22 protein-coding genes are annotated in these 25,132 nt (G+C 57.3%); 17 read left to right on the top strand and 5 right to left on the bottom strand.

From position 1 onward, the window contains the following. Window position 1 precedes the first annotated feature (1 nt). On the top strand, window positions 2-541 hold the full coding sequence (tadA, locus tag ACWKXT_RS12885) for a tRNA adenosine(34) deaminase TadA (protein ID WP_454532596.1): 540 nt from the start codon (window positions 2-4) through the stop codon (window positions 539-541). On the opposite strand, the gene mltF is transcribed toward tadA, so the two are convergent. Further along, window positions 429-1,979, bottom strand: coding sequence for a membrane-bound lytic murein transglycosylase MltF (gene mltF, locus ACWKXT_RS12880; protein WP_454529317.1), 1,551 nt, complete (start codon window positions 1,977-1,979; stop codon window positions 429-431). The genes tadA and mltF overlap by 113 nt on opposite strands. A gap of 267 nt (window positions 1,980-2,246) precedes the next feature. On the opposite strand from mltF, the gene purL reads away from it, so the two are divergent. From purL to glnB, 5 genes are all read left to right on the top strand, one after another. After that, the gene (purL, locus tag ACWKXT_RS12875) at window positions 2,247-6,134 is read left to right on the top strand and encodes a phosphoribosylformylglycinamidine synthase (RefSeq protein ID WP_454532595.1); all 3,888 of its coding nucleotides are present in this window, start codon (window positions 2,247-2,249) and stop codon (window positions 6,132-6,134) included. A gap of 532 nt (window positions 6,135-6,666) precedes the next feature. Beyond that, window positions 6,667-8,091, top strand: coding sequence for a two component system sensor histidine kinase QseE/GlrK (qseE, locus tag ACWKXT_RS12870; RefSeq protein ID WP_454532594.1), 1,425 nt, complete (start codon window positions 6,667-6,669; stop codon window positions 8,089-8,091). Window positions 8,092-8,095: 4 nt separating this feature from the next. Then, entirely contained in the window at window positions 8,096-8,833 is a 738-nt protein-coding gene (gene qseG / locus ACWKXT_RS12865; protein ID WP_454529314.1) for a two-component system QseEF-associated lipoprotein QseG, read from the top strand. Beyond that, window positions 8,820-10,157: a two-component system response regulator GlrR gene (gene glrR / locus ACWKXT_RS12860; protein WP_454529313.1), complete on the top strand. Its 1,338-nt coding sequence runs from the start codon at window positions 8,820-8,822 to the stop codon at window positions 10,155-10,157. The genes qseG and glrR overlap by 14 nt, the downstream gene beginning before the upstream one ends. Window positions 10,158-10,222: 65 nt before the next feature. Further along, window positions 10,223-10,561: a nitrogen regulatory protein P-II gene (gene glnB / locus ACWKXT_RS12855; protein WP_003860685.1), complete on the top strand. Its 339-nt coding sequence runs from the start codon at window positions 10,223-10,225 to the stop codon at window positions 10,559-10,561. A 75-nt stretch (window positions 10,562-10,636) separates the two neighbouring features. Here glnB and hmpA read toward each other — a convergent pair whose 3' ends face one another. After that, entirely contained in the window at window positions 10,637-11,827 is a 1,191-nt protein-coding gene (gene hmpA / locus ACWKXT_RS12850) for an NO-inducible flavohemoprotein (protein ID WP_454529312.1), read from the bottom strand. Window positions 11,828-12,131: 304 nt separating this feature from the next. On the opposite strand from hmpA, the gene glyA reads away from it, so the two are divergent. Further along, window positions 12,132-13,385, top strand: coding sequence for a serine hydroxymethyltransferase (gene glyA, locus ACWKXT_RS12845; RefSeq protein ID WP_003860678.1), 1,254 nt, complete (start codon window positions 12,132-12,134; stop codon window positions 13,383-13,385). A 53-nt stretch (window positions 13,386-13,438) separates the two neighbouring features. On the opposite strand, the gene ACWKXT_RS12840 is transcribed toward glyA, so the two are convergent. Continuing rightward, complete coding sequence (locus tag ACWKXT_RS12840) at window positions 13,439-13,861, bottom strand: DoxX family protein (protein ID WP_454532593.1); 423 nt, start codon at window positions 13,859-13,861, stop codon at window positions 13,439-13,441. A gap of 172 nt (window positions 13,862-14,033) precedes the next feature. Between ACWKXT_RS12840 and ACWKXT_RS12835 the strand changes: the two genes are divergently transcribed. After that, the gene (locus ACWKXT_RS12835; RefSeq protein WP_454532592.1) at window positions 14,034-15,173 is read left to right on the top strand and encodes a 3-phenylpropionate MFS transporter; all 1,140 of its coding nucleotides are present in this window, start codon (window positions 14,034-14,036) and stop codon (window positions 15,171-15,173) included. Here ACWKXT_RS12835 and csiE read toward each other — a convergent pair whose 3' ends face one another. Further along, on the bottom strand, window positions 15,174-16,451 hold the full coding sequence (gene csiE / locus ACWKXT_RS12830; protein ID WP_454532591.1) for a stationary phase inducible protein CsiE: 1,278 nt from the start codon (window positions 16,449-16,451) through the stop codon (window positions 15,174-15,176). A gap of 125 nt (window positions 16,452-16,576) precedes the next feature. Here csiE and ACWKXT_RS12825 point away from each other — a divergent pair, with 125 nt between their 5' ends. Then, the gene (locus ACWKXT_RS12825) at window positions 16,577-17,215 is read left to right on the top strand and encodes a DUF1007 family protein (RefSeq protein ID WP_454532590.1); all 639 of its coding nucleotides are present in this window, start codon (window positions 16,577-16,579) and stop codon (window positions 17,213-17,215) included. Beyond that, window positions 17,206-18,186 (top strand): nickel/cobalt transporter, encoded by a 981-nt coding sequence (locus ACWKXT_RS12820; protein WP_454532589.1) that lies wholly within the window; start codon window positions 17,206-17,208, stop codon window positions 18,184-18,186. Before ACWKXT_RS12825 ends, ACWKXT_RS12820 begins: the two co-directional genes overlap by 10 nt. A gap of 40 nt (window positions 18,187-18,226) precedes the next feature. On the opposite strand, the gene suhB is transcribed toward ACWKXT_RS12820, so the two are convergent. Further along, on the bottom strand, window positions 18,227-19,030 hold the full coding sequence (suhB, locus tag ACWKXT_RS12815; protein ID WP_003860668.1) for an inositol-1-monophosphatase: 804 nt from the start codon (window positions 19,028-19,030) through the stop codon (window positions 18,227-18,229). A 132-nt stretch (window positions 19,031-19,162) separates the two neighbouring features. Here suhB and trmJ point away from each other — a divergent pair, with 132 nt between their 5' ends. The 7 genes from trmJ to hscA all read left to right on the top strand — a co-directional run bounded on the left by trmJ (window position 19,163) and on the right by hscA (window position 25,132). Continuing rightward, on the top strand, window positions 19,163-19,888 hold the full coding sequence (gene trmJ, locus ACWKXT_RS12810) for a tRNA (cytosine(32)/uridine(32)-2'-O)-methyltransferase TrmJ (protein ID WP_454532588.1): 726 nt from the start codon (window positions 19,163-19,165) through the stop codon (window positions 19,886-19,888). A 215-nt stretch (window positions 19,889-20,103) separates the two neighbouring features. Further along, the gene (gene iscR / locus ACWKXT_RS12805) at window positions 20,104-20,595 is read left to right on the top strand and encodes a Fe-S cluster assembly transcriptional regulator IscR (RefSeq protein ID WP_024908641.1); all 492 of its coding nucleotides are present in this window, start codon (window positions 20,104-20,106) and stop codon (window positions 20,593-20,595) included. Window positions 20,596-20,712: 117 nt separating this feature from the next. After that, window positions 20,713-21,927, top strand: coding sequence for a cysteine desulfurase (iscS, locus tag ACWKXT_RS12800; protein ID WP_003860663.1), 1,215 nt, complete (start codon window positions 20,713-20,715; stop codon window positions 21,925-21,927). A gap of 24 nt (window positions 21,928-21,951) precedes the next feature. Further along, on the top strand, window positions 21,952-22,338 hold the full coding sequence (gene iscU / locus ACWKXT_RS12795) for a Fe-S cluster assembly scaffold IscU (RefSeq protein WP_003860661.1): 387 nt from the start codon (window positions 21,952-21,954) through the stop codon (window positions 22,336-22,338). Between the two features lie 13 nt (window positions 22,339-22,351). Next, window positions 22,352-22,675, top strand: coding sequence for an iron-sulfur cluster assembly protein IscA (iscA, locus tag ACWKXT_RS12790; RefSeq protein ID WP_003860659.1), 324 nt, complete (start codon window positions 22,352-22,354; stop codon window positions 22,673-22,675). Window positions 22,676-22,751: 76 nt separating this feature from the next. Then, window positions 22,752-23,267: a co-chaperone HscB gene (gene hscB / locus ACWKXT_RS12785; RefSeq protein WP_454532587.1), complete on the top strand. Its 516-nt coding sequence runs from the start codon at window positions 22,752-22,754 to the stop codon at window positions 23,265-23,267. A gap of 14 nt (window positions 23,268-23,281) precedes the next feature. Then, a complete protein-coding gene (gene hscA / locus ACWKXT_RS12780) occupies window positions 23,282-25,132 on the top strand; it encodes a Fe-S protein assembly chaperone HscA (RefSeq protein WP_454532586.1) in 1,851 nt (616 codons plus the stop codon).

Genomic DNA, 25,132 nt, shown 5'->3' with positions numbered 1-25,132 from the left:
AATGCCGCCCGCTTTTCGACTGGAGTATCAACCCTTGTCCAACCCTGAACACAATCATGAATACTGGATGCGTCACGCGCTGGCGCTGGCTCAACGCGCCTGGGACGAGGGCGAAGTGCCCGTGGGCGCGGTGCTGGTTCATAACAACCAGGTGATTGGGGAAGGGTGGAACCGTCCTATTGGCCGCCACGATCCTACCGCGCACGCCGAAATTATGGCCCTTCGTCAGGGCGGACTGGTGCTGCAAAACTATCGCCTGCTCGATACCACTCTGTACGTGACGCTTGAACCCTGTGTGATGTGTTCCGGTGCGATGGTGCACAGTCGAATCGGGACGCTGGTGTTTGGTGCGCGGGATGAGAAAACCGGGGCCGCCGGTTCACTGATGGACGTGCTGGGTCATCCTGGGATGAATCATCAGGTGCAGACTATCGGTGGGGTACTTGCACCAGAGTGTTCGGGGCTATTAAGCGATTTCTTTCGAATGCGCCGTCAGCAGAAAAAGCAACAAAAGGCAGAATTGAAGTTGTCGGGTGATTAAGTTCGTCCGGTGCCACAACCGGATAACTTTCCGCCAGCTGTTTTGCCTCGGTCGCCTCTTTCTCTTTCTCCAGCAGATAGCCGACCAGGCTAATCTGATACTTACGGATATTTTCCACGTAGGCGTAGGCTTCATGTCCGCGCGCGTAGCCGTACGTCAGCTTGTTATACCATGGCTTCTGGCTCAGCAGCGGCAGGCGCTGTTTCACGTCAGACCAGCTATCCGGATTACCTTTCGTTTTCGCCGTCAGAGCCCGCGCGTCAAGCATGTGCGCATAGCCCATGTTGTAGGCCGCCAGCGCGAACCAGATCCGTTCCTCTTCCGGCACCGTTTCCGGGACTTTAGCCATCATATCCTGCAGATAGCGCGCCCCGCCGCTGATGCTCTGTTCCGCATCGGTACGGTCGTTCACGCCCAGGCTTAACGCGGTATTTTTGGTTAACATCATCAGGCCACGTACGCCAGTAGGCGACGTGGCCTGGGTGTCCCAGTGGGACTCCTGATACGAGATTGCCGCCAGCAGTTTCCAGTCAATCTCCTGGGCGTATTTTTCGAACAACGGCTGCAGGTCCGGCAGGACGCTGTCCACCGCGCGCAGGAAGCTGCGGGTGTCAACGTAGTCAAAGTCATCACCGTGGCCGAGGTACTTCTCCTCAAGGCGTGCCAACGTGCCGTCTTCATTAATGGTGTTATAAAAATCGAGCATGGCCGCAGAGAGGGTCTGATCGTCATCCAGATGGGTAAACCAGGTCACCGGCTGTTCGTCCGTCACGTCCAGCGCCACGGCGATTTCAGGATGCACCCGCTGGAACAGGCTGATCGCCACCGAATCGGCGATGGTGTAGGGCAGTTTCTGATCTTTTACCTGCTCCAGCAGCTCTGTCGTGCCGAGTTTAGGATCAACCGTCCAGCTCAGATCGGGGTATTTCTTCTCCTTCAGCTCACGCAGATCGTCAATCACCACATGGCCGGGAGCAATCGTTAGCTGTTGCGCGTTAATCGAGGCCAGAGAGCGCGGGCGCAGGCTCCCGACGCGATAGACCAGCTGCTGGGAAACGGAATAGTAGGTCGGGCCTGGCTGATAGTTCTTGCTGCGCTCGCTATTGTACACCAGCCCGGCAGCGAGGATATCGGCATCGTCATTATCCAGATCGTCAAACAGCTGGCTAATGTTCTGACGCACAGTAATTTTGAGCTTTACGCCCAGGTAATCGGCGAACTGCTGCGCCAGCTCATAATCCAGGCCAATGGTTTTGCCGTTGATGTCGCTGTAAATCAGCGGAGAGTTGAGGGTACTGACGCGCAGTTCCCCCCGCTCCTGAATGGCGGCGATACGGTTTTCGGCTTTGCCGAACCAAGGGATGGAAGGCCAGAGGGCCACTGCCAGCAGCAACGTAACAATGCCGATGAGCAGATAATTAATCTTTAATTTTTTCAATTAGTTAATTCTCTGCGACGCCGGTTGCCTCAGTCTGCTGTAGCCATGTTAATAATAAGGTTTGCCATTGAATGAGCGGCATTTTGCGTAAACTTGCGCCACTTGGCAACCAATTAGAGAGACAGGTCACATCTATTGTTAAATCTCTTCGTCAATTTTATTTCGACGCAAACGGTTTCGTCGACGCTCAGGATTCTCTATAATGACGCCCGTTTTCCCCCCTTGCGCACACTGTAAGCGCCCCGGCGCTTCGAAGACGAGAGACTTATGATGGAAATTCTGCGTGGTTCGCCTGCACTGTCTGCCTTCCGTATTACCAAACTGCTGGCACGTTTTCAGGCGGCCGACCTTCCGGTAAGCAATATTTACGCTGAGTATGTCCATTTTGCTGACCTGAATGCCCCCCTGAATGCAGAGGAGCGCGTACAGCTGGAACGCCTGCTCAAGTATGGCCCAAATCTGAGCAGCCATACGCCAACCGGCAAACTGATCCTTGCGACGCCGCGTCCGGGCACCATCTCCCCCTGGTCTTCCAAAGCCACCGACATTGCTCACAACTGCGGCCTGAGCCAGATTAACCGGCTGGAGCGCGGCGTGGCGTACTACGTTGAAGCCTCTACCCTGAGCGACGCGCAGTGGCAGGCGGTTGCCGCAGAGCTGCACGACCGCATGATGGAGAGCGTGTTTGCCTCTCTTGATGACGCACAGAAACTGTTCTCCCACCATCAGCCTGCGCCGGTACAGAGCGTGGACCTGCTGGGGCAGGGTCGTCAGGCGCTGATTGACGCCAACCTGCGTCTCGGCCTGGCGCTGGCAGAAGACGAAATTGACTACCTGCAGGACGCGTTCGTTAAGCTCAACCGCAACCCGAACGACATCGAACTCTACATGTTCGCGCAGGCCAACTCTGAGCACTGCCGCCACAAGATTTTCAACGCCGACTGGATTATTGACGGCGAACAGCAGCCGAAGTCGCTGTTCAAAATGATTAAAAACACCATGGAACAAACGCCTGACCACGTGCTGTCTGCCTATAAAGACAACGCCGCGGTAATGGAAGGTTCCGAGGTGGGCCGCTTCTTCGCCGATCGCGAAGCAGGGCGCTATGACTTCCATCAGGAGCCTGCGCATATCCTGATGAAAGTGGAAACCCACAACCACCCGACGGCCATTTCTCCGTGGCCGGGTGCGGCGACCGGTTCCGGCGGTGAAATTCGCGACGAAGGTGCCACCGGTCGTGGGGCGAAACCTAAAGCGGGTCTGGTCGGCTTCTCCGTCTCCAACCTGCGTATCCCGGGCTTTGAACAGCCGTGGGAAGAAGATTTCGGCAAGCCAGAGCGCATCGTGACCGCGCTGGATATCATGACTGAAGGCCCGCTGGGCGGCGCGGCGTTCAACAACGAATTTGGTCGTCCGGCGCTGAACGGTTACTTCCGTACCTATGAAGAGAAAGTGGACAGCCACAACGGCGAAGAACTGCGCGGTTACCACAAACCGATCATGCTGGCGGGCGGGATCGGCAACATCCGTGCCGATCACGTGCAGAAAGGCGAGATCGTCGTCGGCGCGAAGCTAATCGTGCTCGGCGGCCCGGCGATGAATATCGGTCTGGGCGGCGGCGCGGCCTCTTCTATGGCCTCCGGCCAGTCTGATGCGGACCTCGATTTCGCCTCCGTGCAGCGCGACAACCCGGAAATGGAGCGTCGCTGCCAGGAAGTGATCGACCGCTGCTGGCAGCTGGGCGATGCCAACCCGATCCTCTTCATTCACGACGTGGGCGCGGGCGGTTTGTCCAACGCCATGCCGGAGCTGGTGAGCGACGGCGGTCGCGGCGGACGCTTCAACCTGCGCGACATCCTGAGCGATGAGCCGGGCATGAGCCCGCTGGAAATCTGGTGTAACGAATCTCAGGAGCGCTACGTGCTGGCGGTTGCTGCGGATCAGCTGCCGCTGTTTGACGAGCTGTGCCGCCGCGAGCGCGCGCCGTATGCCGTCATTGGTGAAGCGACCGAAGAGCAGCATTTGAGCCTGAGCGACACCCACTTTGACAACCAGCCGATCGATCTGCCGCTCGACGTTCTGCTCGGTAAAACGCCGAAGATGACCCGCGACGTAACCACCCGCAAAGCGGCGGGTAAAGCGCTGGATCGTCAGGGCATTACCGTGGCGGAAGCGGTTAACCGCGTGCTGCACCTGCCTGCTGTGGCAGAGAAAACCTTCCTCGTGACCATCGGTGACCGCACCGTGACCGGTATGGTATCGCGCGATCAGATGGTTGGCCCGTGGCAGATCCCGGTCGCGAACTGCGCCGTGACCACCGCGAGCCTCGACAGTTACTACGGCGAAGCGATGGCCCTGGGCGAACGCACCCCGGTGGCGCTGCTGGACTTCGCGGCCTCTGCCCGTCTGGCGGTCGGTGAAGCACTGACCAACATCGCCGCGACGCAGATTGGCGACATCAAACGTATCAAGCTTTCCGCAAACTGGATGGCGGCAGCCGGTCACCCTGGCGAAGATGCTGGCCTGTATGAAGCTGTGAAAGCGGTGGGTGAGGAGCTGTGTCCAGCCCTCGGCCTGACCATTCCGGTGGGTAAAGACTCCATGTCGATGAAAACCCGCTGGCAGGAAGGCAACGAGCAGCGCGAGATGACCTCTCCGCTGTCGCTGGTGATCACCGCGTTTGCCCGCGTGGAAGACGTGCGTCATACCGTTACGCCGCAGCTGGTGACCGAAGACAACGCCCTGCTGCTGATTGACCTGGGTAAAGGTCACAACGCGCTGGGTGCCACCGCGCTGGCGCAGGTTTACCGCCAGCTCGGCGATAAGCCAGCCGACGTGCGCGACGTTGCCCAGCTGAAAGGCTTCTACGACGCAATTCAGGCGCTGGTGGCGCAGCGTAAGCTGCTGGCCTACCACGACCGTTCCGACGGCGGCCTGCTGGTGACGCTGGCAGAGATGGCCTTCACCGGCCACTGCGGCGTGGAAGCGAACATCGCCACGCTTGGCGAAGACCGTCTGGCGGCGCTGTTTAACGAAGAGCTGGGCGCGGTAATTCAGGTACGCGCCGCAGATCGCGACGCGGTGGAAGCCATTCTGGCGCAGCACGGTCTGGCAGACTGCGTGCACTATCTGGGTAAAGCGGTACAGGGCGATCGCTTCGTCATTGAAGCCGACGGCCACGCGGTGTTCAGCGAAAGCCGCACCACGCTGCGTATGTGGTGGGCGGAAACCACCTGGCAGATGCAGCGCCTGCGCGATAACCCGGAATGTGCCGATCAGGAGCATAACGCGAAAGCGAATGATCAGGATCCTGGCCTGAACGTGAAGCTCTCCTTCGACATCAATGAAGACATTGCCGCGCCGTACATTGCGACCGGCGCGCGTCCGAAAGTGGCCGTGCTGCGCGAGCAGGGCGTTAACTCCCACGTTGAGATGGCGGCCGCCTTCCACCGCGCGGGCTTCGACGCTATCGACGTTCACATGAGCGACCTGCTGGCCGGACGTACCGGTCTGGAAGATTTCCAGGCGCTGGTGGCATGCGGTGGTTTCTCCTACGGCGACGTGCTGGGCGCGGGCGAAGGCTGGGCGAAGTCCATTCTGTTCAACAGCCGCGTGCGTGACGAGTTCGAGACCTTCTTCCACCGTCCGCAGACGCTGGCGCTGGGCGTGTGTAACGGCTGCCAGATGATGTCTAACCTGCGCGAGCTGATCCCGGGCAGCGAAGCCTGGCCGCGCTTTGTGCGTAACCAGTCTGACCGCTTCGAAGCGCGCTTCAGCCTGGTGGAAGTGACCCAAAGCCCGTCCCTGCTGTTGCAGGGGATGGTCGGTTCACAGATGCCAATCGCCGTTTCCCACGGTGAAGGTCAGGTAGAAGTGCGTGATGCTGCGCATCTGGCTCAGCTGGAAAGCAAAGGCCTGGTAGCGCTGCGCTTTGTCGATAACTTCGGCAAGGTGACGGAAACCTACCCGGCTAACCCGAACGGCTCCGCCAACGGTATTACGGCGGTGACCAGCGAAAGCGGCCGTGCGACCATCATGATGCCGCACCCGGAACGCGTTTTCCGCACCGTGAGCAACTCCTGGCACCCGAAAAACTGGGGCGAGGACAGCCCGTGGATGCGTATCTTCCGCAACGCGCGTAAACAGCTGGGTTAAGTTTCAGCGTCCTGACAGTAGGCCCGGTAAGCGCGAGCGCCACCGGGCTTTTTTGTCTCTGTCGCAAAATCGCGACAACCCTCTGGTTTGAGTGTCTCCAAAAGGAGACATTTAACCTGTTGATTTATATGTGGCAGGAAAGGTTCCCGTTAAGGTGTTGCTGAACAGCGACACTTAGCCTGAAAATCATTCAACCGATAATGAACGGGTTAAGCGAGTAAAAATTATATATTTCAAGGTGTTAATTTTTTGTTTTGCATTCTGGCACGGGTGTTGCATAATATTAACCAGTGGCTCATTCACCTTCTTATGTCAGCCCCTTCGGGACGTGCTACATAAACTTCGAATGACGCACAAAAAGGTGCCTGCCGTCCAACTACTGATCATTGCATTGCTTTATCAGGCCAGGGCGAAACGTCGAGTTAGGCACCGCCTTATTCCATGACAAAGCCGGGTTTTTACCCGGCTTTGTTGTATCTGAAGGGCAGACTCAGTTACGCTCTCCGTAAACCCCCATGAAGAGAGTAATGCGTTGAAACGCTGGCCCGTTTTTCCCCGCTCCCTGCGACAGCTCGTCATGATGGCCTTTCTGCTGATCCTGCTGCCGTTGCTGATCCTTGCCTGGCAGGCGTGGCAGAGCCTGAACGCGCTCAGTGCCCAGGCGGCATTAACGAACCGCACCACGCTTATTGACGCCAGACGCAGTGAAGCGATGACCAACGCCGCGCTGGAGATGGAGCGCAGCTATCGCCAGTACTGTGTGCTCGACGATCGGACGCTGGAGAAGGTGTACCAGAGCCAGCGCAAGCGCTACAGCGAAATGCTGGATGCCCACGCGGGCGTGTTACCGGATGACAAGCTGTATCAGGCGTTGCGCCAGGATCTTAACGATCTCGCACAGCTGCAGTGTCAAAACAGCGGCCCGGATACGGCCGCCGCCGCGCGCCTTGAGGCGTTCGCCGCCGCCAATACCGAGATGGTTCAGTCTACGCGCACGGTCATTTTCTCTCGCGGGCAGCAGCTACAGCAGGAGATTGCCGAGCGCGGCCAGTTCTTCGGCTGGCAGGCGCTGGTGCTGTTCCTGGTAAGCCTCGGGCTGGTGCTGCTCTTTACCCGCATGATCATCGGCCCGGTGAAGGGCATCCAGCGTATGATCAACCGCCTGGGGGAGGGAAAATCACTCGGGGATACGGTCGCCTTTAAAGGCCCGCGCGAGCTGCGATCCGTCGGCCAGCGCATTATCTGGCTGTCTGAGCGCCTGGCGTGGCTCGAATCTCAGCGCCACCAGTTTCTGCGCCATATTTCCCATGAACTGAAAACGCCGCTGGCCAGCATGCGTGAAGGAACGGAGCTGCTGGCAGATGAAGTGGCAGGGCCGCTGACGCCGGAGCAGAAAGAGATCGTCGAGATTCTTGATGCCAGCAGCCGCAATCTGCAAAAGCTCATTGAGCAGCTTCTGGATTACAACCGCAAGCTGGCTGATGGGGCGGTGGTGCTGGAAACCGTCGAGATTGAGCCGCTGGTGGATATGGTGATCTCCGCCCATAGCTTGCCGGCACGAGCTAAAATGATGCATACCGGGGTGGAGTTGAGTGCGCCGACCTGCCTGGCTGAACCCATGTTATTGATGAGCGTTCTGGATAATCTTTATTCCAATGCGGTGCACTATGGTACTGAATCCGGTAACATTTATATCCGAAGCTATACGAAGGATTCCCGGGTGTTTATTGACGTCGCTAACACCGGCACCCCGATCCCCGATGACGAAAAAACCATGATCTTCGAACCCTTTTTCCAGGGAAGTCATCAGCGGAAAGGTGCGGTAAAAGGAAGTGGTCTGGGCTTAAGCATCGCCCGGGACTGCATACGACGCATGCAGGGTGAGCTAAACATTGCCACGGATGAACGTTCGGATGTTTGCTTCCGTATTGAACTGCCCCTGAGCCGGAAAAATTAATAAAATGAATCTATATCTGGTGAGTATGTCACACGTCTTTTTCCGCGCCGTACGCGCGGTGTTTTCCAGCAAAACGCGTTTTCTGAGTCTGCCCTGTTTAGTCCTGGTGGGGTGTGTGTCCCATGTTCCGCAAAGTGCGATAAGCGATAAACAGGAAGATAAATGGCCAGATAACCAGCTGGCTGATTTTCTCTCCACCCGCTGTGACGACATCTGGAACCTGTCAGGACATGATGTCGAAAATAATCCCCTGTTCTGGCTGCGCGGGATAGATTGCGCCCAGCGGCTTGCGCCGGTCGACGCCCGCTCGAAAGCGGCGCTGCTGGATGACGATACCTGGCAGGACGCTTTCAAACGCGGGATATTACTGGCTGATGCGAAAATTACCCCCGTCGAACGCCGGGCAAACCTGACCCGGCTGGACACGTTTGTGGTCAATCTTCCGGTACAGGTTCGCCCGGTTTATCAACTCTGGCGTGATGGGCAGACGCTGCAGCTTCAGCTGTCTGAAGAGCGCTCCCGCTACAGCAAGCTACAGCAGTCTACCGACAGCGAGCTTGATACGCTGCGTCAACAGCAGCAACATTTACGGACTCAGCTGGATACCACGACCCGTAAGCTGGAAAACCTGACCGATATTGAAAGACAGCTTTCGTCGCGTAAATATCAGCCTGGTAGCTCATCCGCTGCACCGGACAGCGACACGCAGAAACAAGAGGATGTGAAGCATGACGAGCCGTAAACCCGCCCATCTCTTACTGGTGGATGACGATCCCGGTCTGCTAAAGCTGCTGGGGATGCGTCTGGTGAGTGAAGGTTACAGCGTGGTGACCGCCGAGAGCGGGCAGGAGGGGCTTAAAGTCCTCAGCCGCGAGAAGATAGACCTGGTGATCAGCGACCTGCGGATGGATGAAATGGATGGCCTGCAGCTGTTTGCGGAGATCCAGAAGCAGCAGCCGGGTATGCCGGTGATTATCCTCACGGCACACGGGTCAATCCCGGATGCCGTCGCCGCAACCCAGCAAGGAGTGTTCAGCTTCCTGACTAAACCGGTGGATAAAGACGCGCTCTATAAGGCTATCGACAGCGCCCTGGAGCACGCCGCACCGTCCGGCGACGACGCCTGGCGTGAATCCATCGTCACCCGCAGCCCCGTTATGCTACGTCTGCTTGAGCAGGCGCGGATGGTGGCGCAGTCCGATGTCAGCGTGCTCATCAACGGCCAGAGCGGTACCGGGAAGGAGATTCTGGCCCAGGCGATCCATAACGCCAGCCCGCGCAGTAAAAACGCGTTTATCGCCATCAACTGCGGCGCGCTGCCGGAACAATTGCTCGAATCTGAACTGTTTGGTCATGCCCGCGGCGCCTTCACCGGCGCGGTAAGCAGCCGTGAAGGGCTTTTCCAGGCCGCGGAAGGCGGCACGCTGTTCCTGGACGAGATTGGTGACATGCCCGCGCCGCTGCAGGTTAAACTGCTGCGCGTGCTTCAGGAGCGCAAAGTGCGCCCGCTGGGCAGCAACCGCGACATCGACATCAACGTGCGAATTATCTCCGCCACCCACCGCGACTTGCCCAAAGTGATGGCGCGCAACGAGTTCCGTGAAGATCTCTACTACCGTCTGAACGTGGTGAACCTGAAGATCCCGGCGCTGGCGGAACGCGCGGAAGATATTCCGCTGCTGGCGAACCATCTGCTGCGCCAGGCGGCCGATCGTCATAAACCGTTCGTGCGCGCGTTTTCCACCGATGCGATGAAACGGCTGATGGCCGCAAGCTGGCCGGGTAACGTGCGCCAGCTGGTGAACGTGATTGAGCAGTGCGTGGCGCTGACGTCGTCGCCGGTTATCAGCGACGCGCTGGTGGAGCAGGCGCTGGAAGGGGAAAACACGGCCTTACCGACGTTTGCGGAAGCGCGTAACCAGTTCGAGCTGAACTATCTGCGCAAGCTGCTGCAGATAACCAAAGGTAACGTGACCCACGCGGCGCGAATGGCCGGACGCAACCGTACCGAATTCTATAAGCTGCTCTCACGCCACGAGCTGGAAGCAAACGATTTTAAAGAGTAATGCCGTATGGTACTGTGAGCAATCGATTACGAGGCAGCTTACAGGCAAGAGTTTAAGGACCCACCATGAAAAAGATTGATGCGATTATTAAACCTTTCAAACTGGATGATGTACGTGAAGCGCTGGCGGAAGTGGGCATCACCGGGATGACCGTGACGGAAGTGAAAGGTTTTGGTCGTCAGAAGGGCCACACCGAGCTTTATCGTGGCGCAGAGTACATGGTCGACTTTCTGCCGAAAGTGAAAATTGAAATCGTGGTCAGCGACGATATCGTCGATACCTGCGTTGATACCATTATCCGCACGGCGCAGACGGGAAAAATTGGCGACGGGAAAATCTTCGTCTTTGACGTGGCGCGCGTGATCCGTATCCGTACCGGCGAAGAAGACGACGCGGCGATTTAACAAATTTTGTCGGTCGGGTATGGCGTAGCCGCCACCTGGCAAAAAAAAAGCCCCTCGAGCGAGGGGCTTTTTTCATTACAGCACTTTATGCGGCCCGAAACATTCGTAATGAATGTTGTCTTTATTTACGCCCAGCTCAACCAACTGCTTCGCGGCATACTGCATAAACGCCACCGGTCCACACACGTAGAACTGCATTTCCGGCGCGCTAAACGCCCCTTCCAGCTGGCTTAAATTCATCAGACCTTCGCTGTCAAAGCGTGCAGCTGCTCGGTCTGCATCTGTCGGCAGGCGATACCAGGTGTGCGCGGTGAAACGCGGCAGGGTCGCTCCGAGCGCTTTTACTTCATCTGCAAAGGCGTGTACGTCACCGTTTTCCGCGGCGTGGAACCAGTTGACCTGCGCGCCGTGGTTTGCTTTCGCCAGCGTGTCCAGCATCGCCAGCATTGGCGTTTGGCCGACGCCCGCAGAGATCAGCGTGACCGGAGTATTCGTTTCAACGGCCATAAAGAAGTCGCCCGCCGGGGCGGCCAGATGGACCACGTCGCCCACGTTGGCTTCGTTATGCAGCCAGTTGGATACCTGACCGCCGTTCTCGCGTTTCACCGCGATGCGGTAGCCTTTACCATTTGGCTTGCGGGTCAGGGAGTACTGGCGAATCTCCTGGTGAGGAAAGCCTTCAGGCTTCAGCCAGACGCCCAGATACTGGCCCGGCTGGTAATCGGCAACCGGCTGACCGTCCACTGGCTCGAACTCAAAGCTGGTGATCAATGCGCTGCGAGGGGTTTTCTCAACGATGCGGAAGGCGCGTGTGCCTTCCCAGCCGCCGTTCTTACTGGCGTTTTCGCTGTAGATTTGCGCTTCACGGTTGATGAATACGTTTGCCAGCACGCCGTAGGCTTTACCCCAGGCGTCCAGCACCTCCTGACCCGGGCTGAACATTTCGTCCAGGGTTGCCAGCAGGTGGCCGCCGACAATGTTGTACTGCTCGGGTTTGATCTGGAAGCTGGTGTGTTTCTGCGCGATTTTTTCCACCGCAGGCAGCAATGCCGCCAGGTTTTCGATGTTGCTGGCGTAGGCGGCAATAGCGTTGAACAGCGCTTCACGCTGATCGCCGTTACGCTGGTTGCTCATGTTGAAAATCTCTTTGAGCTCCGGGTTATGCGTGAACATGCGATCGTAGAAATGGGCGGTCAGTTTAGGACCCGTTTCAACCAGCAGGGGAATTGTGGCCTTCACGGTAGCGATGGTTTGGGCGTCGAGCATGAGCGCATCCTTCTGATGTTACTTTAATGATGTATTTTGAATGCATCTTATAAAAATACCCCTGCAATGTAAATGGTTCTTTGCATCGTGAAAAATATGCATCACAAACCTGAAAAGAAATCCGTTGAAAATGATGAGAGCTTTATTCCTCAAACCCTTGCGTGGCGTGAAGGAAAACGTTTGCGTAAAATCGTTTGTCAAGACCTGTTATCACAGAACTATTCAGTTATACTGTTGCCCGTCGTCCAACAGGACTGCCTTTTCAGGCCAAAATTTTACTTGTTAGCTGAGTCAGGAGATGCGGATGTTAAAGCGTGAAATGAACATTGCCGATTATGATGCCGAACTGTGGCAGGCTATGGAGCAGGAAAAAGTACGTCAGGAAGAGCACATCGAACTGATCGCCTCCGAAAACTACACCAGCCCGCGCGTCATGCAGGCGCAGGGCTCTCAGCTGACCAACAAATACGCTGAAGGTTACCCGGGCAAGCGCTACTACGGTGGCTGCGAATACGTTGATATCGTTGAGCAGCTGGCTATCGACCGTGCGAAAGAACTCTTCGGCGCTGACTACGCGAACGTCCAGCCGCACTCCGGCTCTCAGGCTAACTTCGCGGTCTACACCGCGCTGCTGCAGCCGGGCGATACCGTTCTGGGTATGAACCTGGCGCAGGGCGGCCACCTGACTCACGGCTCTCCGGTTAACTTCTCCGGCAAACTGTACAACATCATCCCTTACGGTATTGATGAGTCAGGTAAAATTGACTACGAAGACATGGCTAAGCAGGCCAAAGAGCACAAGCCGAAGATGATCATCGGTGGCTTCTCGGCTTACTCCGGTATCGTTGACTGGGCAAAAATGCGTGAAATCGCAGACAGCATCGGCGCATACCTGTTCGTTGACATGGCGCACGTGGCGGGTCTTATCGCCGCTGGCGTTTACCCGAACCCGGTTCCTCACGCTCACGTTGTGACCACCACCACCCACAAAACCCTGGCGGGCCCACGCGGTGGCCTGATCCTGGCGAAAGGCGGTGACGAAGAGCTGTATAAAAAACTGAACTCCGCTGTATTCCCAAGCGCGCAGGGCGGCCCGCTGATGCACGTTATCGCGGCAAAAGCGGTGGCGCTGAAAGAAGCGATGGAGCCAGAGTTCAAGGTGTATCAGCAGCAGGTTGCTAAGAACGCCAAAGCGATGGTGGAAGTGTTCCTGAACCGTGGCTACAAAGTGGTGTCTGGCGGTACTGAAAACCACCTGTTCCTGCTGGACCTGGTTGATAAGAACCTGACCGGTAAAGAAGCTGACGCAGCCCTCGGTCGCGCCAACATCACCGTGAACAAAAACAGCGTGCCAAACGATCCGAAGAGCCCGTTCGTGACCTCCGGTATCCGTATCGGTTCTCCGGCCGTTACTCGCCGCGGCTTCAAAGAAGCGGAAGTGAAAGAGCTGGCTGGCTGGATGTGTGACGTTCTGGACAACATCAATGACGACGCGGTTATCGAGCGCGTCAAAGGTAAAGTACTGGACATCTGCGCCCGCTTCCCGGTATACGCATAATTCCTCTGCGTTGCAGAAATAAAAAGGCCGCGCTTGCGGCCTTTTTTTATGGGCTAACGTCGGTCGAGGGAGATGGCCCCCGGCCCGGTAATTGCCAGCAAAATAAACGCGCCAGCGATACTCACGTTCTTATAGAAGTTAATCATATTGGGCACGACGGCATCACCCGTCATATCCCAGTAATGGTGACCAATCACCGCCGTTCCCAGCGTATAGAAAACAAAGATCACCGCGAGGGGGCGGGTGAAAAAGCCGAGCACGATCAGGATCGCGGCAGGGACCTCCATCACCACCGCAATAATCGCCGCCAGCATCGGCATGGGAGCACCGAGCGACGTCATATACTGAACGGTGCCGCTAAACCCCGTCAGCTTGGGATAACCAAAAATAATAAACAGGACAACAATAGCGATACGGGCAATCAATAACAGGAAGGAGCGTGAGGAGCCGAAATCGAAATAACGTAAGCTGTTCATGGCAAACGACCTCTTCAGGCGATGTCTTTTAAACGTAATACAATTTTGCCGCTCTCGCCATACGCCGACCGGCTGTCCATGATGTTAATTTATCGTTAATTTATAGCGCGCTAACGACTTGCTAAAGTGCAGGATAAACGCCAGACTATCGCCTCCATTTCGGGAGGGATTCATGGTCTTGCATTCCACACGCTGGCTGGCGCTCAGCTACTTTACCTACTTCTTTAGCTACGGTATTTTTCTGCCTTTCTGGAGCGTCTGGCTCAAGGGAATCGGCCTCACACCAGAGACCATCGGCGTCCTGCTTGGCGCGGGGCTGGTGGCACGTTTCCTCGGTAGCCTGCTGATTGCCCCCCGCGTCAGCGATCCCTCCCTACTGATAAAGGCGGTGCGTATTCTGGCGCTGCTGACGCTGGTCTTTGTTGCCTGCTTCTGGGTCAGCCACCAGTTTGCCTGGCTGATGGTGGTGATGGTCGGCTTTAACCTGTTCTTCTCGCCGCTGGTGCCCTTAACGGACGCGCTGGCAAACACCTGGCAGAAGCAGATCACCATGGACTATGGCCGCGTGCGTCTGTGGGGATCGATCGCCTTCGTGATTGGCTCGGCGCTGGTGGGGAAACTGGTTAGCCTCTACGACTACCGGGCGATTCTGGCGCTGCTGAGTATCGGTATTGCATCTATGCTGCTGGGGATGCTGCTGCGCCCGTCGGTGATGCCGCAAGGGGAGAGTCGCCATCAGGAGCGCGCGGGCTGGCCCGCCTGGCGGAGCCTGGTAGCGCAGAGCTGGCGTTTTCTGGCGTGCGTGTGCCTGCTTCAGGGGGCGCATGCGGCCTATTATGGATTCAGCGCTATCTACTGGCAGGGGGCGGGTTACTCAGCCTCAGCGGTGGGTTATCTCTGGTCGCTCGGCGTGGTTGCGGAAGTGATCATCTTTGCGCTCAGTAAAAAGCTGTTCCGCCGCTTCGGCGCGCGCGATCTGCTGCTGCTTTCCGCGGTCTGCGGCGTGGCGCGCTGGGGGATTATGGGCTGGACGACCGAACTGCCGTGGCTGATTGTGGCGCAGATCCTTCACTGCGGCACGTTCACCGTGTGCCACCTGGCGGCGATGCGCTATATCGCGGCGCGCGAGGGCGGGGATGTGATCCGTCTGCAGGCGGTCTACTCTGCGGTGGCGATGGGCGGCAGCATTGCGGTGATGACGGTCTTTGCGGGCTTCCTGTATCAGCACCTGGGGCATGGCGTATTCTGGGTCATGGCGCTGGTGGCGTTCCCGGCGATGTTTGTCCGACCGAAAGTGGCCGCGCGCGCGTAGCTACGATTCCAGCATCGCGCGAATATGTTCCTGCTGCTGCGCGTTCAGTGATTCAACCGCGTGGATGAGCGGCGGCGAGAACAGCGGCAGCGCGGTAGGATAGGGGGTGACAACCAGCGCGGCTTCGCGCGGTGCCCCCTCTTTCTGGAACGCCTGCAGCGTCAGATAGCGAATATTGAGCGGCAGCAGGGTTAATTCGCGCAGCTGCTGTTCAATCACCTCCTCACAGGATTTATCCTCCCCGGTCAGCAGCACCACCTGTTTTTCATGCAGATCGGTCTCCTGCATCAGCCAGGCACCAAAAATGACCGCCACCAGGGCCATCTCTTCATCGGAGAACCGCAGCCCAAATTCGGCTTCCAGCTCAAACAGTGCCTCTTTCGTGGTGCGTAACAGCCGCGGATAGAGACGGTGGATTTCCTCGGGCAGGCTATTGTCGATACTGATCTCAAACAGCGAGCGGTCCAGCGCCTGAGCCAGATGGATATACAGCTGATCGGTCAGCCCCTGCTCGTCGCTAAAATTCATCCCGGTCTGCGAGCGGAAACGGGCCACCATGCGTACGATGGCGCGGCGCAGGCGCTGGTCCTGCTGGTGCTTATCCAGCACAGGATCGGGCGTGCGGAGCATCATAAACAGCAGTGCCAGAAACAGTTGCTCATCCACGTGCGCGCCCTGGGGAACGCGCCGCTGCCAGTGGCGGACGATCTCCTGCGCCGTAAAATACTCTCCCCTCGACTGGGTCCAGCTGCGCTGGGCGTGGGAAAACTGCGGCGTATTTCCTAAGTGGTGCTGGATAAGACAGTATTGCAAATAGAGCTGTAAAAACTGCACATCGCGGCACTCAAACTGACGCTGCAGCTTGCGTGAGCAGAAGTTGATCAGCGCCCGCAGGTTCGCATCGTCATAAAGCGGCCGCGCGATGCCGTGCTGTTTAAGTGCGGTTTTTAAGGCAGGCGTAAACTGGTGCGAGACAAACTGCGGGCAAAGGCGGAGCGCCCTGCGCAGCCAGTGCAGCAGACATAAACGCTGATTCAGGGCAGAGCCTTCAATTCGATAGCAGCCGTCTGGGTGCGTGATGATATCCAGCCGGTGATAGCGCTGGATTTCATCGCGCGTCTCGGCTATATCTTGCCGTGCCATCGCGTCGTCCACGCCGTTGGCAGCAATTATGCTCTGTGCGGTGACGGCAGCATCGGGCAGGTAAAGCATTAAAAGCACCTGGCAGCGGCGCTGCGAACTGGAAAGCACAGATGGAATTTCAAGCGTCGTCATCATCTGTCGGGTATCCAGTGTGAATGTTTGATAAGAATAGCTAAAGGATGGGCGCTGAAAAGCGCGTCGGCAGCCCTTTCACTCAGGATTGCTGGGGAACATCACAGAATTTTTGACGTGAGGAATTGATGCAGACAGTTAAACAAAATGCGATGGCGTTATTTTTGGCGGTTATCACCTTTACTGCCAGCGCACATCCTCACAGTTTTATCAGCCTGAAAACAGAGCCGGTCACCGATGGTACGCAGCTGAGCGGCCTGAAAATGCGCTGGACGATGGATGAAATCACCTCGGCAGATCTGCTTTATGACGCGGGAAACGCGAAGCCGGGCGACGAGATCTGGAAAAAGCTGGCGGCGGAAGTGATGGCCAACGTACTCGGCCAGCACTATTTCACCGAGTTCTGGCATAACGGACAAAAGGTGAAGTTCCTCAATCGTCCGACAGAATACGGCCTGTCCCGCGACGGTCATCAGGCGGTGCTGACGTTCGTGCTCCCGCTGGCGCACCCGCAGCCGCTGGCTGGGCAAAAGTATACGTTTTCCACGTTTGACCCCTCCTACTATGTCGATATGAGCTACGCCGAGGATAGCGACGTGCAGCTTCCCGCATCGTTGCAAAAATCCTGCAACGTTACGGTTCACACGCCGACACCCAGTGAAGAGACGCTGAATTTTGCTGTCTCTCTTGATAAGGAAGATGCACCACCGGAGGACATGGAGCTGGGTAAACAGTTTGCGCAGGAGGTGACGTTACAATGTCAGTGATCTCCTCCTCGCACCAAAAACCGCGCCGCTGGCTTCATCTCTGGCCGCTGGCGCTCTTTTTACTGTTTGCCGTCGGCGGTTCGCTCTGGCTGTGGCAGGCCTGGCCGCAGGTGATGATGAAAAGCATCATCTGGCAGCGTGAGGTCAACCAGCAGATGAGCGGGTTGCTGAAGGCGGTGGCGGAGAACCGGACCAAAGCGGGCGGTTCCCTGCTGGCGTTCAGCTTTATGTACGGCGTATTGCACGCGCTGGGACCGGGGCACGGCAAAATTGTCATCACCACCTGGCTTGCCACCCATCCTTCAAAGCTGAAATCGAGCATTTGCCTCACGCTCGCCTCCTCACTCCTTCAGGGCGGCGTGGCGATTGCGCTGGTGATCGTAGTGCTTTCACTGTTACAGCTTCCCGCGCGCCAGCTGCACATGAGCAGCTTCTGGCTGGAGAAGGGCAGCTATGCGCTGGTCGGCGTGCTGGGGCTCATCCTCTGCTGGCGGGCGCTGAAAAAACTGCGCGTGCTGCTGCAAAAACCAAAATTCAAGTCCTTTACGCCGCACCACGTTCATGATGAACACTGCGGTTGCGGGCACCAGCATCTGCCGACGCAGGAACAATTACAGAATGGTGACGACTGGCGTGCGCGCCTGATGATTGTTCTCTCAATGGGGATGCGTCCGTGCTCGGGCGCGATCATGGTGCTGCTGTTCAGTAAGGTGATAGGCGTGTTCGGCTGGGGCATGCTCTCGGCGCTGGCGATGGCGGCAGGAACGTCGCTCACCATTTCGTCTTTAGCGTTGCTGGTTCACAGCTTCCGTCAGCTGGCGGTAAAACTCAGCGGCAATAAAACGCCGGTGCTGTGGCGACAGGTGGGCTGGACGACACTGGCGCTGGCGGGCGGGGTGATTCTGCTGGCGGCGGCGGTCACGATGTGGATAAGCGCGGTGCCGGTGGGAAGGGGGTTGCGGCCGTTTTAGTTGGGATCCCCTCTCCCACAGGGAGAGGGAATGACCGGGATTAACGCTTCAGCGCATCGCTCAGTTCATCACGCATGTTTGCCAGCATGGCTTTAACAACGCGTGGGTTACCTGCAACGATATTGCCGGTAGACATATAGTTGTGGCCGCCGGTGAAATCACACACGATGGCGCCTGCTTCACGTGCGATCAGCTCGCCCGCAGCAAAGTCCCACGGCTTCAGTGACAGCTCAAAGTAACCGTCAACGCGGCCGGTCGCGACGTAGGCCAGATCCAGTGCAGCAGAGCCGGTGCGACGGAAGTCGGCGCATTCGGTAAACAGTTTGCCCAGGATATTCATATAGGTGGTCGCGTGCTGCTTCGCCTTGAACGGGAAACCGGTCGCCAGAATCGTGCCGTCCAGGTCGCGTGCATTGCTGCAGCGCAGACGGTAGCCGTTCAGCTGCGCGCCCTGACCGCGGGTCGCGGTGAACAGTTCATTACGCATTGGATCGTAAACAACGGCGACTTCAGTACGGCCTTTAATGCGTACTGCGATTGACACAGAGAAGTGTGGCAGGCGTTTAACGAAGTTGGTGGTGCCATCCAGTGGATCGATAACCCATTGAACATCCTGATCGGTACCTTCATGTTCACCGCTTTCTTCGGTGATGATGGTGTGCTGTGGGTAAGATTTGCGGATCGTTTCGATAATAATCGCTTCTGCGGCTTTATCGACGTTAGTCACGAAATCATTGCTGCCTTTCTGGCTGGTTTCTACGGAGTCTGGCGTTTCGTAGTGTTTGGCAATTACATTACCCGCCTTGCGCGCTGCGCGCACGGCGATGGTCAGCATCGGATGCATCGGTCTCTCTCACTGGATGTTAAAGAACAGGAAAATCGGCGCAGAGTATAGCAGCGGGATCGGATTATGTCTCCCGTTTATGATAATATGCCCGAATATTCTTCAGACACTGAATCCAGACATCTAAAAATTATGCTGCAAAACATTCGAATCGTGCTGGTCGAAACATCGCACACCGGCAACATGGGCTCCGTTGCCCGCGCTATGAAAACCATGGGCTTAACGAACCTGTGGCTGGTTAATCCGCTGGTGAAGCCCGACTCCCAGGCTATCGCCCTGGCGGCCGGTGCCAGCGACGTGATCGGCAACGCCCAGATCGTCGATACCCTCGACGAAGCGCTGGCCGGCTGCAGCCTTGTTGTCGGCACCAGCGCGCGCTCCCGTACGCTGCCGTGGCCGATGCTGGATCCGCGTGAATGCGGTCTGAAAAGCGTCTCAGAAGCAGAGCAGGCGCCGGTTGCGTTGGTGTTTGGCCGCGAGCGCGTTGGCCTGACCAACGACGAACTGCAGAAGTGCCACTACCACGTCGCGATTGCCGCCAACCCGGAATACAGTTCGCTGAACCTGGCGATGGCGGTGCAGGTTATCGCCTATGAAGTGCGTATGGCGTGGCTGGCGACGCAGGAGAAACCGGTCGAACCGAAAGAAGAGACGGCTTACCCGCTGGTGGACGACCTTGAGCGTTTCTATGGTCACCTGGAGCAGACGTTGCTCGCCACCGGCTTTATCCGCGAAGGCCATCCTGGTCAGGTGATGAACAAGCTGCGCCGTATGTTTACCCGCGCGCGCCCGGAAAGTCAGGAGCTGAACATCCTGCGCGGAATTCTGGCGTCGATTGAGCAGAAGAATAAAGCGTAGTGTCGATTTCCCCCTCTCCCCGTGGGAGAGGGCCGGGGTGAGGGCATCAGGCCGCACCCCGGCAATACGGCACGGAAGGTTAAATACCTGACTAAAACAGTCAAGTAAATAGTTGACCATTTTAGTCAGGAATGTCAGACTTGGCCCTGCTATGCAATACCCCCATTTTACAATAAAAAACCCCGGGCAGGGGCGAGTTTGAGGTTAAGTAAGACATGAGACTGACATCTAAAGGGCGTTATGCCGTGACCGCGATGCTGGACGTTGCGCTCAACTCTGAAGCGGGCCCGGTTCCGTTGGCTGATATTTCTGAACGACAAGGGATTTCCCTCTCTTACCTGGAACAGCTGTTCTCCAGACTGCGTAAAAATGGACTGGTGTCCAGCGTTCGTGGCCCGGGCGGCGGTTATCTGCTGGGGAAAGACGCGGGCAGTATTGCGGTTGGCGAAGTCATTAGCGCGGTTGACGAATCCGTTGACGCGACCCGTTGCCAGGGTAAAGGCGGCTGCCAGGGCGGCGATAAATGCCTGACTCACGCGCTGTGGCGCGATCTGAGCGACCGCCTCACAGGCTTCCTGAACAACATCACCCTGGGTGAACTGGTTAATAACCAGGAAGTTCTGGATGTCTCTGGTCGTCAGCACAGTCAGGATTCACAACGCAGCACCCGCGCGCAGGACGCTATCGACGTCAAATTACGCGCGTAATAAAACGATAAGTATTTCAGAATCAGGCCGGGGTGATAACACCCCGCGTACTCGGTCGTACATCCAGCCGGTTGCCTGATTCCTTGCATTGAAGCGATGTACGGAGTTTATAGAGCAATGAAATTACCGATTTATCTCGACTACTCCGCAACCACGCCGGTGGACCCGCGTGTTGCCGAGAAAATGATGCAGTGTCTGACCCTGGACGGAAACTTTGGTAACCCAGCTTCCCGTTCACACCGTTTTGGCTGGCATGCTGAAGAGGCGGTCGATATCGCCCGTAATCAGATTGCTGACCTGGTGGGTGCCGACCCGCGTGAGATTGTTTTCACCTCCGGTGCGACCGAATCCGACAACCTGGCGATCAAAGGTGCAGCCAACTTTTATCAGAAAAAAGGCAAGCACATCATCACCAGCAAAACCGAACACAAAGCCGTGCTGGACACCTGTCGCCAGCTGGAGCGTGAAGGGTTCGAGGTGACGTACCTGGCGCCACAGAGCAACGGGATCATCGACCTGAAAGAGCTCGAAGCGGCCATGCGTGATGACACCATCCTGGTTTCCATCATGCACGTTAACAACGAAATCGGCGTCGTTCAGGACATCGCAACCATCGGCGAAATGTGCCGTGCGCGCGGCATCATCTACCACGTGGATGCGACCCAGAGCGTGGGCAAACTGCCTATCGACCTGAGCCAGCTGAAAGTGGACCTGATGTCCTTCTCCGGCCACAAAATCTATGGCCCGAAAGGTATCGGCGCGCTGTACGTTCGTCGTAAGCCACGTATCCGCATCGAAGCACAGATGCACGGCGGTGGTCACGAGCGCGGCATGCGTTCCGGTACGCTGCCTGTTCACCAGATCGTGGGCATGGGCGAAGCGTATCGCATCGCGAAAGAAGAGATGGAAACCGAGATGGCACGCCTGCGTACGCTGCGTAACCGTCTGTGGGACGGCGTGAAAGATATGGAAGAAGTGTATCTGAACGGCGATCTCGAGCAGGGCGCGCCAAACATCCTCAACGTCAGCTTCAACTATGTTGAAGGCGAGTCGCTGATCATGGCGCTGAAAGACCTGGCCGTTTCTTCCGGTTCTGCCTGTACGTCTGCAAGCCTGGAGCCATCCTACGTGCTGCGCGCGCTGGGTATGACTGACGAGCTGGCACACAGCTCTATCCGTTTCTCTTTAGGTCGTTTTACTACCGAAGAAGAGATTGACTACACCATCAAACTGGTTCGTAACTCCATTGGCCGTCTGCGTGACCTTTCTCCACTGTGGGAAATGTTCAAGCAGGGCGTGGATCTGAACAGCATTGAATGGTCACATCACTAATCGGTACATAAGGAGAATTCAATCATGGCATACAGCGAAAAAGTCATCGATCATTACGAAAACCCGCGCAACGTTGGCTCTTTTGACAACAGCGATGAATCTGTCGGTAGCGGTATGGTTGGCGCGCCAGCGTGTGGCGACGTGATGAAGTTGCAGATTAAAGTCAACAATGAAGGTATCATTGAAGACGCGCGCTTCAAGACCTACGGCTGCGGTTCTGCTATCGCTTCCAGCTCCCTGGTCACCGAATGGGTGAAGGGCAAGTCTCTGGACGAAGCACAGGCAATCAAGAACACGGATATTGCTGAAGAACTCGAACTGCCGCCGGTGAAAATTCACTGCTCAATTCTGGCAGAAGACGCGATCAAAGCCGCCATTGCGGATTACAAAAGCAAACGTGAAGCAAAATAATTGAGGTTTGAGTATGTCGATTACCCTTAGCGACAGCGCTGCCGCGCGAGTAAGCTCTTTTCTGGCGAACCGTGGTAAAGGCTTTGGCCTGCGACTGGGCGTACGTACCTCCGGCTGTTCTGGTATGGCTTACGTACTGGAGTTTGTTGACGAGCCGGCGTCTGATGACACCGTGTTTGAAGACAAGGGCGTGAAGGTGGTGGTCGATGGCAAAAGCCTGCAATTCCTCAACGGCACTCAGCTGGACTTCGTTAAAGAAGGCCTGAACGAAGGGTTCAAATTCACGAACCCGAACGTCAAAGACGAGTGTGGTTGCGGCGAAAGCTTCCACGTTTAACCGCGCGTCATCCGAAACCCCACCGTGGCTTTGTCACGCGTGGGGTTTGTTCTAACAGGCTACCCCTGAGATTGTTATGGATTACTTCACTCTCTTCGGACTACCCGCTCAATACCCGATCGATCTCCAGGCGCTGACGGTCCGTTTTCAGGATCTCCAGCGTCAGTACCATCCGGATAAATTCGCCAGCGGGACGCAGGCAGAGCAGCTGGCTGCGGTATCACACTCCGCAACCATCAACCAGGCCTGGCAGACGCTGCGCCATCCGCTGAGCCGTGCCGAGTACCTGCTTTCACTGCACGGTTTCGACCTGGCGAGCGAACAGCACACCGTGCGCGACACCGCGTTTCTGATGGAACAGCTGGAGCTCCGCGAAGAGCTGGATGAAATTGAACAGGCTAAAGACGAAGCGCGCCTGGAAAGCTTTATCACGCGCGTAAAGGGCATGTTCGATACCCGCCATCAGCAGATGGTGGAGCAACTGAACAACGAGACCTGGGACGTGGCGGCAGACACTGTGCGCAAACTCCGTTTTCTCGATAAACTGCGAAGCAGTGCTGAACAACTCGAAGAAAAGCTGCTCGATTTTTAATTTCGGAAGCAATTATGGCCTTATTACAAATTAGTGAGCCAGGCTTAAGCGCCGCACCGCACCAGCGTCGTCTGGCGGTCGGTATTGATCTGGGCACCACCAATTCTCTCGTGGCGACCGTGCGTAGCGGCCAGGCGGAAACGCTGGCTGACGAGCAGGGGCGCCATCTGCTGCCTTCCGTGGTCCACTACCAGCAGCAGGGTCACGCGGTCGGGTTTGATGCCCGCGCTAATGCCGCACGCGATCCGGCCAATACCATCAGCTCGGTTAAGCGCATGATGGGCCGCTCGCTGGCTGATATCCAGACCCGTTACCCGCATCTGCCGTATCAGCTCCAGGCCAGCGAAAACGGCCTGCCGATGATCGCGACGTCTGCCGGTCTGCTGAACCCGATTCGCGTTTCCGCTGACATCCTCAAAGCGCTGGCGGCGCGCGCCACGGCGACGCTCGGCGGCGATCTCGACGGCGTGGTAATCACCGTTCCGGCCTACTTCGACGATGCACAGCGTCAGGGCACCAAAGACGCCGCGCGTCTGGCGGGCCTGCATGTGCTGCGCCTGCTGAACGAACCGACGGCGGCGGCGATTGCCTACGGCCTCGACTCCGGTCAGGAAGGGGTGATTGCGGTTTACGACCTCGGCGGCGGTACCTTTGATATCTCCATCCTGCGCTTAAGCCGCGGGGTGTTTGAAGTGCTGGCGACCGGCGGGGATTCCGCGCTGGGCGGCGATGACTTCGACCATCTGCTGGCGGACTACATTCGCGAGCAGGCGGGCATCAGCGATCGTAGCGATGCGCGCGTGCAGCGTGAACTGCTGGATGCCGCCATCGACGCCAAAATCGCCCTGAGCGATGCGCAGACGGTTACCGTAAATGTTGCGGGCTGGCAGGGTGACATCACCCGCGACCAGTTCAGCGAACTGATTGCGCCTCTGGTTAAACGCACCCTGATGGCCTGCCGTCGCGCGCTGAAAGATGCGGGCGTTGAGGCTAACGAGGTGCTGGAAGTGGTCATGGTGGGCGGTTCGACCCGCGTGCCGCTGGTGCGCGAGCGCGTGGGCGAATTCTTTGGCCGCACGCCGCTGACCTCCATCGACCCGGACAAAGTGGTTGCCGTGGGGGCCGCAATCCAGGCCGATATTCTGGTCGGCAACAAGCCGGACAGCGAAATGCTGCTGCTGGACGTCATTCCGCTGTCGCTGGGGTTAGAAACCATGGGCGGCCTGGTGGAGAAAGTGATCCCGCGTAACACCACCATTCCGGTGGCGCGCGCGCAGGAGTTCACCACATTTAAAGACGGCCAGACCGCAATGTCCATCCACGTGATGCAGGGCGAACGCGAGCTGGTGCAGGACTGCCGCTCTCTGGCGCGCTTTGCGCTGCGCGGTATTCCGGCGCTGCCTGCTGGCGGGGCGCATATTCGCGTCACTTTCCAGGTGGATGCGGACGGCCTGCTGAGCGTCACGGCGATGGAAAAATCGACCGGGGTGGAATCGTCCATTCAGGTGAAGCCGTCCTACGGCCTGACCGATGGCGAAATCGCCTCCATGATTCAGGACTCAATGAGCTACGCCGAGCAGGATGTGAAGGCGCGTATGCTGGCTGAACAAAAGGTTGAAGCCGCACGCGTGCTGGAGAGCCTGAACGGCGCGCTCGCTGCCGATGCCGCGCTGTTAAGCGCCGCTGAGCGTCAGGTCATTGACGAGGCTGCCGCGTGCTTAAGCGAGGTCGCCGAAGGCAATGACGCTGACGCAATAGAAGAAGCCATTAAAAACGTTGATAAACAAACCCAGGACTTCGCTGCTCGCCGCATGGACAAATCTGTCCGCGTCGCGCTGAAAGGCCAGTCCGTGGACGAGGTTTAA

Source organism: Enterobacter sp. UPMP701 (assembly GCF_053709515.1).
This window is presented reverse-complemented; position numbering and strand designations above follow the sequence as displayed.